Origin of the sequence: Enterobacter sp. 18A13 (genome assembly GCF_007035975.1) — a bacterium.
Classification (GTDB): domain Bacteria; phylum Pseudomonadota; class Gammaproteobacteria; order Enterobacterales; family Enterobacteriaceae; genus Enterobacter; species Enterobacter vonholyi.
Window position 1 is genome coordinate 1,565,452 of record NZ_AP019634.1, and the last position, 15,373, is coordinate 1,580,824.

Here is a 15,373-nt window from a genome sequence, read left to right on the forward strand (position 1 = left end):
GATGGGAAGTGGATGGCATGAATGGCCGCTGATGATCTTCACGGTCTTTGGTCAGTGCGTGGCGGGCGGTTTCATTGTGCTCGCGCTGGCGCTGTTGAAAGGTCGCCTTAATGCTGAACAGCAGCAGCGTTTAGTGTTGAGCATGTTTGGCCTGTGGGTGCTGATGGGGATTGGGTTTATCGCCTCTACGCTTCACCTGGGGTCGCCTATGCGCGCGTTTAACTCCCTGAACCGCGTGGGGGCCTCATCCCTCAGTAACGAGATTGCCAGCGGAGCAATTTTCTTTGCCGTCGGTGGGCTGGGCTGGCTGTTGGCCGCCATGAAAAAATTGCCTGCGGGTCTGCGCAGCCTGTGGCTAATCGTGACCATGGTGTTAGGCGTGGTGTTCGTGTGGATGATGGTGCGCGTCTATAACACCATCGATACCGTTCCAACATGGTACAGCGTCTGGACGCCAATGAGCTTCTTCCTGACGATGTTGATCGGCGGACCGCTGCTGGGCTACCTGCTGCTGCGCGTGGCGGGCGTAGACGGGTGGGCAATGCGTTTGCTGCCCGCAGTTTCTCTGCTGGCGCTGGTAGTGAGTTCGATAGTCGCCCTGATGCAGGGTGCAGAACTGGCAACCATTCACAGCTCTATCCAGCAGGCTTCTGCCCTGGTACCGGACTACGGTGCTCTGATGGCCTGGCGCATCGTTCTGCTGGTCGCCGCGTTGGTATTCTGGATTGCTCCTCAGCTCAAAGGTTATCAGCCCGCGCTGCCGCTGCTGTCACTGGCCTTTGTGCTGGTACTGGCGGGTGAACTGATTGGTCGCGGCGTGTTCTACGGGTTGCATATGACTGTAGGTATGGCTATCGCCAGTTAACGTTGTATTTGGTTATATCAAGCCGGGCCTGAGTGCCCGGCTTTTTCTTTTTTCGATCATGAAATTTTTCGACTGTCGTTTTGTTTTAATTTTGCCCATTAATAAATGAAAACAGAGACATAATTAATATCTATAGCAGGCGTGGCATTAGCAGGATAAGTTTTTTAAATCGACAGGGAACATATTGTGCGAGGCGGCTAAATCAGTGGATTGACTTTGTTTTTGCCAGTGGCATGATGCGCACGAAATCTGAACTTCCTCACGGCTTTTTAATCCATGACCACCTATACCCGGCCAGTGCTGCTGTTGCTCTGTGGCTTGCTTCTGTTGACCCTGGCGATCGCAGTGTTAAATACGCTCGTCCCGCTGTGGCTTGCCCATGAAAACTTACCGACCTGGCAGGTGGGTATGGTCAGCTCGTCCTTTTTTACCGGCAACCTTCTTGGAACCTTGGTGACCGGGAGCCTGATTAAGCGCTTTGGCTTTAACCGCAGCTATTATCTGGCTTCGCTGATTTTCGCTGCCGGGTGTGCGGGGCTGGGCCTGATGGTCGGCTTTTGGAGCTGGATGGCATGGCGCTTTATCGCCGGTGTAGGCTGCGCGATGATTTGGGTAGTCGTTGAAAGTGCGCTGATGTGCAGCGGCACCTCCCGTAATCGTGGACGCCTGCTGGCAGCCTATATGATGGTTTATTACGTCGGCACCGTGCTGGGGCAACTGATGGTCAGCAAGCTGCCAACCGACCTCATGAGCGTTCTGCCGTGGGTAACGGGTATGGTGCTGGCCGCGATCTTGCCTTTGCTCTTCACGCGCATCGTGAACCAGAACAGCGAACACCAGGAAGCAACCCACGTCTGGCCAATGCTCAGACTGCGTCATGCGCGTCTGGGCGTTAACGGCTGCATTATATCGGGGATTGTACTGGGCTCGCTCTATGGTCTGATGCCGCTCTATCTGAATCATCAGGGCGTCAGCGATTCCGGAATTGGCTTCTGGATGGCGGTGATGGTGAGTGCCGGGATCGTCGGGCAGTGGCCGATTGGCCGACTGGCGGACCGCTTCGGTCGTCTGCTGGTGCTGCGCGTTCAGGTTTTCGTGGTCATCATGGGATGTCTTGCCATGCTCAGCAACGCCGCAATGGCGCCTGCGCTGTTTATTCTCGGGGCCGCCGGCTTTACGCTCTATCCGGTGGCAATGGCCTGGGCCTGTGAGAAAGTTGAGCACCACCAGCTGGTGGCAATGAACCAGGCGCTGTTACTGAGCTATACCATCGGCAGCTTATTAGGGCCGACGTTTACCGCGATGCTGATGCAGAATTACTCCGACAATTTACTGTTTATCATGATTGCCAGCGTGTCGTTTATATATCTCTTAATGCTGCTGCGTAAAGCAGGTGAGCATCCAACGCCTGTGGCACATGCCTGATTAAATTAAAGCCTGTCGATGACAGGCTTTTTTGTCCCTGTCACAACTAAGAGTTTTACTTATTGTTTGTTTATTGCGCCAGGCGATAATTCATGTGAGTCCTACCACTATAAGGCAGCAATCATGTCTATTCGTCGTTTTTCCACTACCGCACTTGCCGTAGTGTTGTCTTTAACGTTTGCAACGGCTCCGGTCATGGCTAATCCTGGAAACGGGAATGGCGGTGGTCACGGAAACGGTGGCGGACAAGGTAATGGCGGTAATCATGGTAACGGGAATTCAGGTAACTCCGGCAACCATGGAAATAAGCAAAATAGCGGACAGGATAACCCTGGAAAATCGAATAAGAGCTTCAAAAATAGCAAAGACGTCGGTAATGATGTTGATGCTCGCGTGAGCTTCGATCATGCGCGTCACCTGGCGCTGAATTATGGCTTAACGGGTTATGACTCTCTGCCTCCGGGCATCGCGAAAAACCTGGCGCGCGGTAAGCCGCTTCCTCCTGGCATTGCGAAGAAAACCGTGCCAGCCTCTATGCTGGACCAGCTTCCTTCCTACCCAGGCTATGAATGGCGCGTGGTCGGGGACGACCTGGTCTTAATTGCGCTGAGCACAGCCATTGTGACGTCCGTTATTAACGGTGTATTTAAATAGAATATAAAAAAGGCCCGGTTTTACCGGGCCTTTTCTTTAATACATGACCTTGTGGCCATACTGCTCGAGAATACCTTTCACGCGTTCCATCGTCTCTTTTTTCGGCGGCTTCACGCCATCGAGTTTGTACTCTTCGCCCATGGCCACCCATTTATGTTTACCCAGCTCGTGATAGGGCAGAAGCTCGATTTTCTCGACGTTGCCCATGTCACGGGTGAATTCCCCCAGGCGGTGCGCGGAGTCGTCGTCGTCTGACCAGCCAGGAACAACCACGTAGCGGATCCAGGTTTTGATGCCTTTGTCGGCTATGTATTTGGCAAACTCCAGCGTGCGGTGGTTTGAGACACCAACGAGGTTCTGGTGGATCTCATCGTTCATCTGTTTGAGATCGAGCATCACCAGATCGGTCACTTCAAGCAGTTCATCAATCACCGGATCGTAGCGACGTACAAAGCCATTGGTATCCAGGCAGGTATGTATGCCTTCTTTGTGGCAGGCGCGGAACCAGTCACGGACAAATTCAGCCTGAAGAATGGCTTCACCGCCGGATGCGGTGACGCCGCCACCGGACGCGTTCATAAAGTGGCGGTAGGTCACCACCTCTTTCATCAAGTCTTCAACGGTCACTTCTTTGCCGCCGTGCGTGTCCCAGGTATCGCGGTTATGGCAGTACAGGCAGCGCATCAGGCAGCCCTGGAAAAAGGTGATAAAGCGGATACCCGGGCCATCAACGGTGCCACAGGATTCAAAGGAGTGAATACGACCAATAGTTGACATTGCGGTGATATCTCCATCATCGGCCCGTCCCGGGCCTGTGTATGCACAGCTCAAAGCCGGCTGTGTTAAGTCTGTTTTGGCTGTTATCCATTAAGTATAGATAGCGGACAAAAGAGACTGAGGTGGAGAGGGTGCTAAAAAGGCCCCACTGACGTGGAGCCTTTATTGTACGCTTGTTAACGCGTGATTTCAGTCAATTCCACTTACATGGACTGAGTGAAAGTACGGGTGATAACGTCCTGCTGCTGTTCTTTAGTCAGGGAGTTAAAACGTACTGCGTAGCCAGATACGCGGATGGTCAGCTGAGGATATTTCTCAGGGTGTTCCATCGCGTCGAGCAGCATTTCACGGTTCATTACGTTCACGTTCAGGTGCTGACCACCTTCGATGGACGCTTCGTGGTGGAAGTAACCATCCATCAGACCCGCGAGGTTGGTTTTACGCACTTCGTCGTCTTTACCCAGCGCGTTTGGCACGATAGAGAAGGTGTAAGAGATACCATCTTTCGCGTAAGCAAACGGCAGTTTAGCTACGGAAGTCAGAGAGGCAACAGCACCTTTCTGGTCACGACCGTGCATTGGGTTAGCACCTGGGCCGAATGGCGCGCCAGCACGACGACCGTCTGGGGTGTTACCGGTTTTCTTACCATACACAACGTTAGAGGTGATGGTCAGAACAGACTGAGTCGGGATAGCGTTACGGTAGGTAGTCAGTTTCTGAATTTTCTTCATGAAACGTTCTACCAGGTCAACCGCCATGTCATCAACGCGAGAGTCGTTATTACCAAACTGCGGATATTCGCCTTCGATTTCGAAGTCGATAGCCAGACCGTCTTCGTCACGAATTGGTTTAACTTTCGCATATTTGATTGCAGACAGGGAGTCAGCAGCAACGGACAGACCAGCGATACCACACGCCATGGTGCGGATAACGTCACGGTCGTGCAGCGCCATCAGAGAGGCTTCGTAGCTGTACTTGTCGTGCATGTAGTGGATAACGTTCAGTGCAGTGACGTACTGCTTAGCCAGCCAGTCCATGAAGTGATCCATGCGGTCCATGACTTCGTCGAAGTTCAGAACGTCGCCTTTGATCGGCTCAGATTTAGGACCAACCTGCATTTTCAGTTTTTCATCAACGCCGCCGTTGATAGCGTACAGCATGGTTTTCGCCAGGTTTGCACGCGCACCGAAGAACTGCATTTGTTTACCAACAACCATTGGGCTTACGCAGCAAGCGATAGCGTAATCGTCGTTGTTGAAGTCCGGACGCATCAGGTCATCGTTCTCGTACTGCAGAGAAGAGGTATCGATGGACACTTTAGCCGCGAATTTCTTGAAGTTCAGAGGCAGTTTTTCAGACCACAGAACGGTGATGTTCGGCTCCGGAGAAGGACCCATGGTGTACAGGGTGTTCAGGAAGCGGAAGCTGTTTTTGGTTACCAGAGTACGGCCGTCAACGCCCATACCGCCGATGGATTCAGTTGCCCAGATTGGGTCACCGGAGAACAGCTCATCGTATTCAGGGGTACGCAGGAAGCGAACCATACGCAGTTTCATGACCAGGTGGTCAATCATTTCCTGAGCGTCTTGCTCGGTGATTTTGCCTGCTTTCAGGTCACGTTCGATGTAGGCATCCAGGAAGGTGGATACGCGACCGAAGGACATTGCTGCACCGTTCTGAGACTTAACTGCGGCCAGGTAGCCGAAGTAGGTCCACTGGATAGCTTCCTGAGCGTTGGTAGCAGGACCAGAGATATCGCAGCCATATTTCGCCGCCATCTCTTTGATCTGACCCAGCGCGCGGTGCTGTTCAGCGATTTCTTCACGCAGACGAATAGTCGCTTCCAGGTTTACGCCATTTTCCAGGTCAGACTGCAGGGAAACAAACTGCGCGTACTTGTCTTTCATCAGGAAGTCGATACCGTACAGCGCAACGCGACGGTAGTCACCGATGATACGGCCACGGCCATACGCATCTGGCAGACCAGTCAGAACGCCAGATTTACGGCAGTTCAGAATGTCTTTGGTGTAAACATCGAATACACCCTGGTTGTGGGTTTTACGGTATTCGGTGAAGATTTTTTTCAGCATTGGATCCAGCTCGCGGTTATACGCTTTGCAGGAACCTTCAACCATTTTGATACCACCGAACGGGATGATTGCGCGTTTCAGTGGTGCTTCAGTCTGCAGACCAACGATTTTCTCAAGGGCTTTGTTGATGTAGCCAGCATCGTGAGAAGTGATGGTGGAAGCAACGGAGGTGTCAAAATCAACTGGCGCGTGAGTGCGGTTTTCCAGTTTAACGCCTTCCATTACGCTGTCCCACAGCTTGGTGGTCGCGTCAGTTGCGCCAGCCAGGAAGGATTCGTCACCTTCATACGGGGTATAGTTTTTCTGAATGAAGTCACGTACGTTTACTTCATTCTGCCAGTCACCTTTCGCAAAACCTTCCCAGGCTGTGGCTAACTTTTCATTAAGCTCGGACATGTAACACCTACCTTCTTAAGTGGATTTTTTATTTACTGCCTGAGAAAACCATCAATGATGATCGTCGCCACGCAGGTAAATGACCCAGTATGTCAACCCAACTAACAGACCCCCACCGATAATGTTCCCGATAGTGACAGGGATCAGGTTATCAGTAATGAAATTCATAATAGTCAGGTGTGAGAAACTTTCCGGGGATGAACCAACTGCGGTCCAGAACTCCGGGCTCGCAAAGTCGCGGATGACAATGCCCATTGGGATCATGAACATATTCGCGATACTGTGCTCAAAGCCGCTGGCAACAAACATCGCAACCGGCAGAACCATAATTAAGGCTTTGTCCATCAGGCTACGACCCGAGTAGCTCATCCATACAGCCAGGCAGACCATCAGGTTAGCGAGGATGCCGAGAGCAACGGCTTCGATAAATGTGTGGTGCATTTTGTGGTCGGCGGTTTGCAGGACGTTAAGGCCCCAGCCACCGTTGGCGGTCATGTACTCGCCAGAAAGCCACATCAACAAAACAAAGAGCAGACAGCCAACCAGGTTACCCACGTAGACGTTAAGCCAGTTACGTGCCAGCTGACCCCAGGTAATTCTTCCGCTGGCCTTTGCCACGACAATCAGCACCGTTGAGGTGAAGAGGTCGGCGCCGCAGATGACGCAGAGAATCAGACCCAGTGAGAAACAAATGCCGCCAATCAGTTTGGCCATACCGAAAGGCATTCCGGCAGTACCGGTGGTGGCGGTGATGTAGAAGACGAAAGCGATAGAGATGAATACACCAGCCGTGATCGCCAGATAGAACGTCTTCATCGGGTGTTTCGTTGCTTTATAGACACCCGCTTCTTCGGCAACTTTGGCCATCGCAGCAGGGAGTAAAAGATCAAAAGGGTTGTCAGCTTTCACACTAACTCTCTCTTTATTAAGTCGGCGACGAGATACTAACAAAGCATTATAGAAGAGAAATTGATATAGATCATATCTCGCCTGGCTTATAGGCCCGCAGTGTGTATGGATTTACAGCAAATGCGGAGTAAGTGTTTGATTATCCGTATAAAAATAAATTTTAAAAGTTATGAAAAGAGTTGAATTTTTTCGTTCAGCCACCTCGGATACAGTTAATTAATATGGAGTATTTACCATAAAAAGTAACAGTAAAGCCCAGGTAAATATTATTATATTTACCCATGTTTAACTTTATTATTACAATCAACAGTCATTGCCGAAGAAAATAAAAAACGGGGCAATGAAATTGCCCCGTAATATAGCCCAGACGATTGAATACGCCTACTGCTGGTAATGTTATGTGCGCTTATTTTGACCAGTAAGCGGCTTTTGCTTTCTGCAGTTTTTCGTAGGCCTTCAGCAGCGACTGGTGCGCCGGGAAGGCTTGCAGATCGCTATCAACAGCCTGCAGGCCATAGAACGGCGCTTCAGCGCTCAGGGCCGCGCTGGCTGCTTCTACAGCCTCAGCACCGTACATGCGCACGAAAGCGTTCAGGTATTGCAGCGGTTCGCGATCCTCTTCCTGTGCAAGCAGCAGCAGGGTTTGCAGGCAACGGTAATAGTTGGTGCGCTCGGCAGAGAAGACCGACTGGTTGAATTCCATGGTCCACTCGGTCCAGGCCAGGGCCTGATCCAGGTCGCCACCCGCCAGGGCCAGCATCGCTTTCAGCTCACCAATACGCAGGGTGTACCAGCCGTTGTCTTTACCGGTCGCCAGACCCAGCAGTTCGCGTACGCGGGTGAAGTCGTCGTGGCCTTCCTCGTCCAGTTGGGCGATCAGGTTCAGATAATCTTCTTTCTCCCACTCGCTGCCCGGAAGAGCCAGCAGCGTTTCGCGCAGATGTGCGCCCATGCTGTTATTCGCCAGCCACAGATCTTCTGCAGGGTAGATGTCGGACATGCCGGGAACAATAATGCGGCATGCATAGACGCCCAGGTGCTCGTAGTCGGCAATGTAAACTTCCTGGTCTTCGGCTTTGAAAATCGCCATCAGCGTTGCGAACTCTTCTTCCGTTGTTCCTGCAAAGCTCCAGTCCACGAACGGATAGTCTGCGTCCTGTTTGAACATATCCCAGGAGATCAAACCGCTGGAGTCAATGAAGTGGGTTTCGAGGTTCGTATGTTCAGCCACTTCTTCATCGTCAAACGTTGGCGGTGTGAACACGTCGAGATCTTTCAGGCTACGGCCCTGCAGCAGCTCGGTGACGGTGCGTTCCAGCGCCACGCCGAAGTCAGGGTGCGCGCCAAAGGAGGCGAAACAGGTGCCGTTTGTCGGGTTGAACAGCACGACGCAGATAACCGGGTACTTGCCGCCCAGCGAGCCGTCATAGGCAAAGATTGGGAAACCTTCTGCTTCCAGCTTAGCGATGGATTCCACCACGCCCGGGTAGCGCGCCAGCACGTCGGCCGGAATTTCAGGCAGGCTAATGGATTCGGCAATGATGCGGTTTTTAATGTGGCGTTCAAAGACTTCGGAAAGGCCCTGCACGCGCGCTTCATTGCGGGTGTTACCCGCGGACATACCGTTGGACACATACAGGTTGCCGACGATGTTCATCGGGATATAGACGGTCTGCTCGTCAGACTGACGGGTAAACGGCAGGGCGCAGATCCCACGATCCTCATTGCCAGACTGCAGATCGATCAGCATGCTGGCGGTCAGTTCGTTGTCTGGATCGTAGAAGGCACGCAGGCGTGCGTCGAGAATACCTTCCGGTAGTTCGTCGTCTTCGGTCAGCGGGAACCATTTTTCATTTGGATAGTGAACGAACGGGCCGTTAGCGATGGTCTCGCCCAGCCAGAAGTCAGCGAAGAAATAGTTGGTGGACAGACGCTCAAAATACTCACCCAGCGCAGAGGCCAGTGCCGCTTTTTTTGTCGCGCCTTTACCGTTGGTAAAGCACAGGGCACAGTCTTTATCGCGAATATGCACGGACCAGACGTGAGGCACCGGATTGAGCCAGGAGGCTTCTTCGATGTTAAAACCCAGGTCGGTCAGTTTCTGCTGGAAGCGAGCGATGGAATCTTCCAGAGCGGCATCTTTGCCGGGGATAAACGTTTGAGTCATGGCGTTCACTTTTATCGTACGTAAAGCGCGCAATGATACGGGTTTTGAGTGACGGGTGCTATCTTCGGCGAAAATAAATGGCTGGGCTATGCTTAGTGGCAGTAACTGACTGTTAAGGCATAGAAAAATGAAAGCATTTGATCTCCAGCGGATGGCGTTTGATAAAGTTCCTCCTGAATTTCTGGGCGAAGTGGCGCTCCGCAGCCTGTATACCTTCGTACTTGTCTTCCTGTTTCTTAAAATCACCGGCCGTCGCGGCGTAAGGCAGATGTCGCTCTTTGAGGTGTTGATCATCCTGACGCTGGGTTCAGCGGCGGGGGATGTCGCCTTCTATGATGATGTGCCGATGGTGCCGGTGTTTATCGTTTTTGTTTCACTGGCGCTTCTTTATCGCCTTGTCATGTGGCTGATGTCGAAAAGCGAAAAGCTGGAAGATCTGCTTGAGGGGAAGCCGGTCGTTATCGTCGAGGACGGGCAGTTGGCCTGGGAAAATGTACAAAGCGCCAATATGACCGAGTTCGAGTTCTTTATGGAGCTACGACTGAATAGCGTTGAACAGCTCGGGCAGGTGCGTCTGGCGATCATGGAGACCAACGGGCAGATCAGCGTCTATTACTATTCTGACGACGAGGTGAAGCCGGGACTGTGTATCCTGCCGGATATGCTGATCGAGCGTTTCAGAACCGTACCTGAGTCAGGCGAGTATGCCTGCGTGAGATGTAGCCACGTGCTCGCGATGCAGCCGGGGGATCGTCAATTATGCCCCCGCTGTGCAAATCCGGAATGGACGAAGGTTAGCCGGGCCAAACGCATCACCTGACAGCCATTTTGTCGGTTTTGTGATGGCGAGGCGGCAGATTGTTTTGTGTGACGCGGGGCACATTTCACGGGTCATAAGTTTTAGACATTGCGGCGCGTGTCACTGAATGATAAAACCGATATCCACAGTTATAACTTATGGCTTTTAGCGTGGTGAAGGGAAATGGCTCAAGTCTTTAATTTCAGTTCAGGTCCGGCAATGTTACCGGCAGACGTGCTTAAACAGGCTCAACAGGAACTCTGTGACTGGAACGGTCTCGGTACGTCGGTGATGGAAATCAGCCACCGTGGTAAAGAGTTTATTCAGGTGGCCGAAGAGGCAGAAAAGGATTTTCGCGATCTGCTGAATATTCCCTCGAACTACAAAGTATTGTTCTGCCACGGCGGTGGACGCGGCCAGTTTGCAGGCGTTCCGCTGAATATCCTCGGTGACAAAACGACGGCTGACTACGTTGACGCGGGCTACTGGGCTGCGAGCGCCGTTAAAGAAGCGCATAAATACTGCACGCCGAATGTTATCGACGCCAAAGTGACCGTTGATGGCCTGCGCGCCGTGAAGCCAATGAGCGAGTGGCAGCTTTCTGATAACGCAGCGTATCTGCACTACTGCCCGAACGAAACCATTGACGGGATTGCCATCGACGAGACGCCAAACTTCGGCAGCGATGTCGTGGTTGCCGCCGACTTCTCCTCCACCATTCTGTCTGCGCCAATTGATGTCAGCCGCTACGGCGTTATCTATGCGGGCGCGCAGAAAAATATCGGTCCGGCCGGTTTGACTATCGTCGTCGTGCGTGAAGACCTGCTGGGTAAAGCGCATAAATCCTGCCCGTCGATTCTAGATTACACCGTGCTGAACGATAACGATTCTATGTTCAACACCCCACCAACGTTTGCCTGGTATCTTTCAGGCCTGGTCTTCAAATGGCTGAAGCAAAACGGCGGCGTGGCGCAGATGGACAAGGTGAATCAGCAGAAAGCTGAACTGCTGTATGGCGTGATCGACAAAAGCGATTTCTATCGCAACGATGTGGCGAAAGCTAACCGTTCCCGCATGAACGTGCCGTTCCAGCTGGCGGACAGCAGCCTGGATAAAGTGTTCCTTGAAGAGTCCTTCGCGGCAGGCCTGCATTCGCTCAAAGGTCACCGTGTCGTTGGCGGCATGCGTGCCTCCATCTATAACGCGATGCCGCTGGAAGGCGTTAAAGCTCTGACGGATTTCATGATCGACTTCGAACGTCGCCACGGTTAATAGCGCTGTTTTCACCCCCGTAGCCCTGCTGCGGGGTTTTTATTATGTTGAGTTGAGAGTTAAGTTTTCATGGAATCCCTGACGTTACAACCTATCGCGCGGGTAGATGGCACCATTAATCTGCCTGGTTCAAAAAGTGTCTCGAACCGCGCTCTGCTGCTGGCAGCACTGGCAAACGGCACCACCGTCCTTACAAACCTGCTGGACAGCGATGACGTACGCCATATGCTCAATGCGCTGAAAGCGTTGGGTGTTCATTACATTCTCTCCGACGATCGTACCCGCTGCGAAGTGACCGGCAGCGGCGGCGCGCTGCAGACGGATGAAGAGCTTGAGCTGTTTCTGGGCAATGCGGGTACCGCGATGCGTCCGCTGGCGGCGGCCCTGTGTCTTGGGCGCAACAACATTGTGCTGACCGGCGAACCTCGCATGAAAGAGCGTCCGATTGGCCATCTGGTGGATGCCCTGCGTCAGGGCGGCGCGCAGGTTGAGTATCTGGAGCAGGAAAACTATCCGCCACTGCGTCTGCGCGGTGGTTTTAACGGCGGTCACGTCGAGGTTGACGGCAGCGTCTCCAGCCAGTTCCTGACGGCACTGCTGATGACCGCGCCGCTGGCGCCGCAGGATACGGTTATTACGATTAAAGGCGAGCTGGTCTCCAAACCTTATATTGATATCACGCTGCACCTGATGAAAACCTTCGGTGTCGAGGTTGAAAACCAGTCTTATCAGCGCTTCGTGGTGCGTGGGGCGCAGCAGTACCAGTCTCCGGGCAGCTATCTGGTTGAAGGCGACGCTTCTTCGGCTTCTTACTTCCTGGCTGCGGGTGCGATCAAAGGCGGTACCGTGAAGGTCACCGGTATTGGTCGCAATAGCGTGCAGGGCGACATACGTTTTGCGGACGTGCTGGAAAAAATGGGCGCGGTTGTGACCTGGGGTGATGACTTCATCGCCTGTACGCATGGCGATCTGAATGCCATCGATATGGACATGAACCATATTCCGGATGCGGCGATGACCATTGCCACTGCGGCGCTGTTTGCAAAAGGCACCACCACGCTGCGTAATATCTACAACTGGCGCGTAAAAGAGACTGACCGTCTGTTCGCGATGGCGACCGAGCTGCGTAAGGTCGGCGCTGAGGTGGAAGAGGGCGAAGACTACATTCGCATCACGCCTCCTGCAAAACTGCAGGTTGCCGAGATCGGAACCTACAACGATCACCGTATGGCGATGTGCTTCTCGCTGGTGGCGTTGTCAGACACGCCTGTGACCATCCTTGACCCGAAATGTACGGCGAAAACGTTCCCGGACTACTTCGAACAGCTGGCACGCATTAGCACGCTGGCCTGATAACACCTTGCCGCATCGCCTGATGCGGCATTTCCTTACGCTTCCTGACGAACACTTCCGTTCATTTCTTCTACACTCTGCTTCAATCAATCCGTAATTTGCACGCAAAGGTAACAGTTGCGCACGTTGACGCGTATAATGCGCGGCGTTCATGTAAACGGTATGCCTTATTTAAGGAGAAAAAGATGACGGCAATTGCCCCGGTAATCACCATTGATGGGCCGAGTGGCGCAGGGAAAGGGACTCTGTGCAAAGCGATGGCGGAAGCATTGCAATGGCATCTTTTAGATTCGGGAGCAATCTATCGCGTGCTGGCTCTGGCTGCGCTACATCATCACGTGGACGTGGCGTCAGAAGAAGCGCTGGTTCCGCTGGCCGCGCATCTTGATGTGCGTTTCGTGTCGACCGATGGCAACCTGGAAGTGATCCTTGAAGGGGAAGACGTGAGCGGGGAAATCCGTACTCAGGAAGTGGCGAATGCGGCCTCTCAGGTAGCGGCCTTCCCGCGCGTTCGTGAGGCGTTGTTACGTCGTCAGCGCGCGTTTCGTGAAGCCCCGGGTTTGATCGCGGACGGACGCGATATGGGAACCGTGGTATTCCCTGATGCACCTGTGAAAATTTTCCTTGACGCCTCTTCGGAAGAACGCGCTCAGCGCCGCATGCTTCAGTTGCAGGAAAAGGGGTTTAGTGTTAACTTTGATCGCCTTTTATCCGAGATAAAAGAGCGCGATGACCGCGATCGTAACCGCGCCGTCGCTCCACTTGTTCCAGCAGAAGATGCATTAGTTCTGGATTCAACCAGTTTAACTATTGAGCAAGTGATTGAAAAAGCGCTACAATATGCGCGCCAAAAACTGGCACTCGCGTAATCGCGACCGATTTAGCAGTACCCCCGCTGCAATGGATTGACGGCGGGTATGTGAAACAACCCCATCCGGCACGGAGCCAGGTGGACGTTAATATTAACCTGAAGATTAAACATGACTGAATCTTTTGCTCAACTGTTTGAAGAATCCTTAAAAGAAATCGAAACCCGCCCGGGTTCCATCGTTCGCGGTGTTGTTGTTGCTATCGACAAAGACGTAGTACTGGTTGACGCCGGTCTGAAATCTGAGTCCGCCATTCCGGCAGAGCAGTTCAAAAACGCCCAGGGCGAGCTGGAAATCCAGGTTGGCGACGAAGTTGACGTTGCTCTGGACGCAGTAGAAGACGGCTTCGGTGAAACCCTGCTTTCTCGTGAGAAAGCGAAACGTCACGAAGCTTGGATCACGCTGGAAAAAGCTTACGAAGAAGCTGAAACTGTGGTCGGTGTTATCAACGGCAAAGTTAAAGGTGGCTTCACTGTTGAGCTGAATGGTATTCGTGCGTTCCTGCCAGGTTCTCTGGTAGACGTTCGTCCAGTCCGTGACACCCTGCACCTGGAAGGCAAAGAGCTTGAGTTCAAAGTAATCAAGCTGGACCAGAAGCGTAACAACGTTGTTGTTTCCCGTCGTGCCGTTATCGAATCTGAAAACAGCGCAGAACGCGATCAGCTGCTGGAAAACCTGCAGGAAGGCATGGAAGTCAAAGGTATCGTTAAGAACCTCACTGACTACGGCGCATTCGTTGACCTGGGCGGCGTTGATGGCCTGCTGCACATCACCGACATGGCGTGGAAACGCGTTAAGCACCCAAGCGAAATCGTGAACGTGGGCGACGAAATCACTGTTAAAGTGCTGAAGTTCGACCGCGAGCGTACTCGTGTATCCCTCGGCCTGAAACAGCTGGGCGAAGATCCATGGGTAGCTATCGCTAAGCGTTACCCAGAAGGTACTAAACTGACTGGTCGCGTAACCAACCTGACTGACTACGGCTGCTTCGTTGAAATCGAAGAAGGCGTTGAAGGTCTGGTGCACGTTTCCGAAATGGACTGGACCAACAAAAACATCCACCCATCCAAAGTTGTTAACGTTGGTGACGTAGTGGAAGTGATGGTTCTGGATATCGACGAAGAACGTCGTCGTATCTCCCTGGGCCTGAAACAGTGCAAAAACAACCCATGGCAGCAGTTCGCGGAAACCCACAACAAAGGCGACCGTGTTGAAGGTAAAATCAAGTCTATCACTGACTTCGGTATCTTCATCGGCCTGGACGGCGGCATCGATGGCCTGGTTCACCTGTCTGACATCTCCTGGAACGTTGCAGGCGAAGAAGCAGTTCGTGAATACAAAAAAGGCGACGAAATCGCTGCAGTTGTTCTGCAGGTTGACGCAGAGCGTGAGCGTATCTCCCTGGGCGTTAAACAGCTCGCAGAAGATCCGTTCAACAACTGGGTTGCACTGAACAAGAAAGGCGCAATCGTAAACGGTAAAGTAACTGCAGTTGACGCTAAAGGCGCAACCGTAGAACTGGCTGACGGCGTTGAGGGTTACCTGCGCGCTTCTGAAGCTTCCCGTGACCGCGTTGAAGATGCCACTCTGGTTCTGAACGTAGGCGACGACGTTGAAGCTAAGTTCACCGGTGTTGACCGTAAGAACCGTGCAATCAGCCTGTCTGTTCGTGCTAAAGACGAAGCTGATGAGAAAGATGCAATCGCAACTGTTAACAAACAGGAAGATGCAAACTTCTCTAACAACGCAATGGCTGAAGCTTTCAAAGCAGCTAAAGGCGAGTAATATCAGGTTCTC

12 protein-coding genes are annotated in these 15,373 nt (G+C 52.6%); 8 read left to right on the top strand and 4 right to left on the bottom strand.

All coding sequences use genetic code 11. From position 1 onward, the window contains the following. Position 1: 1 nt before the first annotated feature. The 3 genes from FOY93_RS07585 to FOY93_RS07595 all read left to right on the top strand — a co-directional run bounded on the left by FOY93_RS07585 (position 2) and on the right by FOY93_RS07595 (position 2,944). Positions 2-865, top strand: a complete 864-nt coding sequence (locus tag FOY93_RS07585; protein ID WP_111963923.1) for a dimethyl sulfoxide reductase anchor subunit family protein — start codon at positions 2-4, stop codon at positions 863-865. 276 nt (positions 866-1,141) lie between these two features. Further along, entirely contained in the window at positions 1,142-2,290 is a 1,149-nt protein-coding gene (locus FOY93_RS07590) for an MFS transporter (protein WP_111963924.1), read from the top strand. 123 nt (positions 2,291-2,413) lie between these two features. Beyond that, positions 2,414-2,944 carry an anti-virulence regulator CigR family protein gene (locus tag FOY93_RS07595; RefSeq protein WP_111963925.1) on the top strand — a complete coding sequence of 177 codons (531 nt, stop codon included), beginning with the start codon at positions 2,414-2,416 and terminating at the stop codon, positions 2,942-2,944. 36 nt (positions 2,945-2,980) lie between these two features. Here FOY93_RS07595 and pflA read toward each other — a convergent pair whose 3' ends face one another. From pflA to ycaO, 4 genes are all read right to left on the bottom strand, one after another. Then, positions 2,981-3,721, bottom strand: a complete 741-nt coding sequence (pflA, locus tag FOY93_RS07600) for a pyruvate formate lyase 1-activating protein (protein ID WP_045630022.1) — start codon at positions 3,719-3,721, stop codon at positions 2,981-2,983. 203 nt (positions 3,722-3,924) lie between these two features. After that, positions 3,925-6,207, bottom strand: a complete 2,283-nt coding sequence (gene pflB, locus FOY93_RS07605; RefSeq protein WP_023310992.1) for a formate C-acetyltransferase — start codon at positions 6,205-6,207, stop codon at positions 3,925-3,927. A gap of 51 nt (positions 6,208-6,258) precedes the next feature. Then, positions 6,259-7,116 carry a formate transporter FocA gene (gene focA / locus FOY93_RS07610; protein ID WP_008499974.1) on the bottom strand — a complete coding sequence of 286 codons (858 nt, stop codon included), beginning with the start codon at positions 7,114-7,116 and terminating at the stop codon, positions 6,259-6,261. 406 nt (positions 7,117-7,522) lie between these two features. Continuing rightward, a complete protein-coding gene (gene ycaO / locus FOY93_RS07615) occupies positions 7,523-9,283 on the bottom strand; it encodes a 30S ribosomal protein S12 methylthiotransferase accessory factor YcaO (RefSeq protein ID WP_172621909.1) in 1,761 nt (586 codons plus the stop codon). A 127-nt stretch (positions 9,284-9,410) separates the two neighbouring features. Here ycaO and FOY93_RS07620 point away from each other — a divergent pair, with 127 nt between their 5' ends. From FOY93_RS07620 to rpsA, 5 genes are all read left to right on the top strand, one after another. Beyond that, entirely contained in the window at positions 9,411-10,103 is a 693-nt protein-coding gene (locus FOY93_RS07620) for a DUF421 domain-containing protein (RefSeq protein WP_111964569.1), read from the top strand. A 162-nt stretch (positions 10,104-10,265) separates the two neighbouring features. Further along, a complete protein-coding gene (serC, locus tag FOY93_RS07625; protein WP_143344890.1) occupies positions 10,266-11,354 on the top strand; it encodes a 3-phosphoserine/phosphohydroxythreonine transaminase in 1,089 nt (362 codons plus the stop codon). 69 nt (positions 11,355-11,423) lie between these two features. Continuing rightward, entirely contained in the window at positions 11,424-12,707 is a 1,284-nt protein-coding gene (gene aroA / locus FOY93_RS07630; protein ID WP_127730265.1) for a 3-phosphoshikimate 1-carboxyvinyltransferase, read from the top strand. A 185-nt stretch (positions 12,708-12,892) separates the two neighbouring features. Further along, positions 12,893-13,576 (top strand): (d)CMP kinase, encoded by a 684-nt coding sequence (cmk, locus tag FOY93_RS07635; protein WP_024907794.1) that lies wholly within the window; start codon positions 12,893-12,895, stop codon positions 13,574-13,576. A gap of 111 nt (positions 13,577-13,687) precedes the next feature. Further along, the gene (gene rpsA, locus FOY93_RS07640; RefSeq protein ID WP_008499966.1) at positions 13,688-15,361 is read left to right on the top strand and encodes a 30S ribosomal protein S1; all 1,674 of its coding nucleotides are present in this window, start codon (positions 13,688-13,690) and stop codon (positions 15,359-15,361) included. Positions 15,362-15,373 lie beyond the last annotated feature (12 nt).

Excerpts from the sequence above, each read along its gene's own strand:
- FOY93_RS07585 (WP_111963923.1), top strand. The coding sequence starts at position 2 with ATGGGAAGTGGATGGCATGAATGGCCGCTGATGATCTTCACGGTCTTT.
- FOY93_RS07590 (WP_111963924.1), top strand. The coding sequence starts at position 1,142 with ATGACCACCTATACCCGGCCAGTGCTGCTGTTGCTCTGTGGCTTGCTT.
- FOY93_RS07595 (WP_111963925.1), top strand. The coding sequence starts at position 2,414 with ATGTCTATTCGTCGTTTTTCCACTACCGCACTTGCCGTAGTGTTGTCT.
- pflA (WP_045630022.1), bottom strand. The coding sequence starts at position 3,721 with ATGTCAACTATTGGTCGTATTCACTCCTTTGAATCCTGTGGCACCGTT.
- pflB (WP_023310992.1), bottom strand. The coding sequence starts at position 6,207 with ATGTCCGAGCTTAATGAAAAGTTAGCCACAGCCTGGGAAGGTTTTGCG.
- ycaO (WP_172621909.1), bottom strand. The coding sequence starts at position 9,283 with ATGACTCAAACGTTTATCCCCGGCAAAGATGCCGCTCTGGAAGATTCC.
- FOY93_RS07620 (WP_111964569.1), top strand. The coding sequence starts at position 9,411 with ATGAAAGCATTTGATCTCCAGCGGATGGCGTTTGATAAAGTTCCTCCT.
- serC (WP_143344890.1), top strand. The coding sequence starts at position 10,266 with ATGGCTCAAGTCTTTAATTTCAGTTCAGGTCCGGCAATGTTACCGGCA.
- aroA (WP_127730265.1), top strand. The coding sequence starts at position 11,424 with ATGGAATCCCTGACGTTACAACCTATCGCGCGGGTAGATGGCACCATT.
- cmk (WP_024907794.1), top strand. The coding sequence starts at position 12,893 with ATGACGGCAATTGCCCCGGTAATCACCATTGATGGGCCGAGTGGCGCA.
- rpsA (WP_008499966.1), top strand. The coding sequence starts at position 13,688 with ATGACTGAATCTTTTGCTCAACTGTTTGAAGAATCCTTAAAAGAAATC.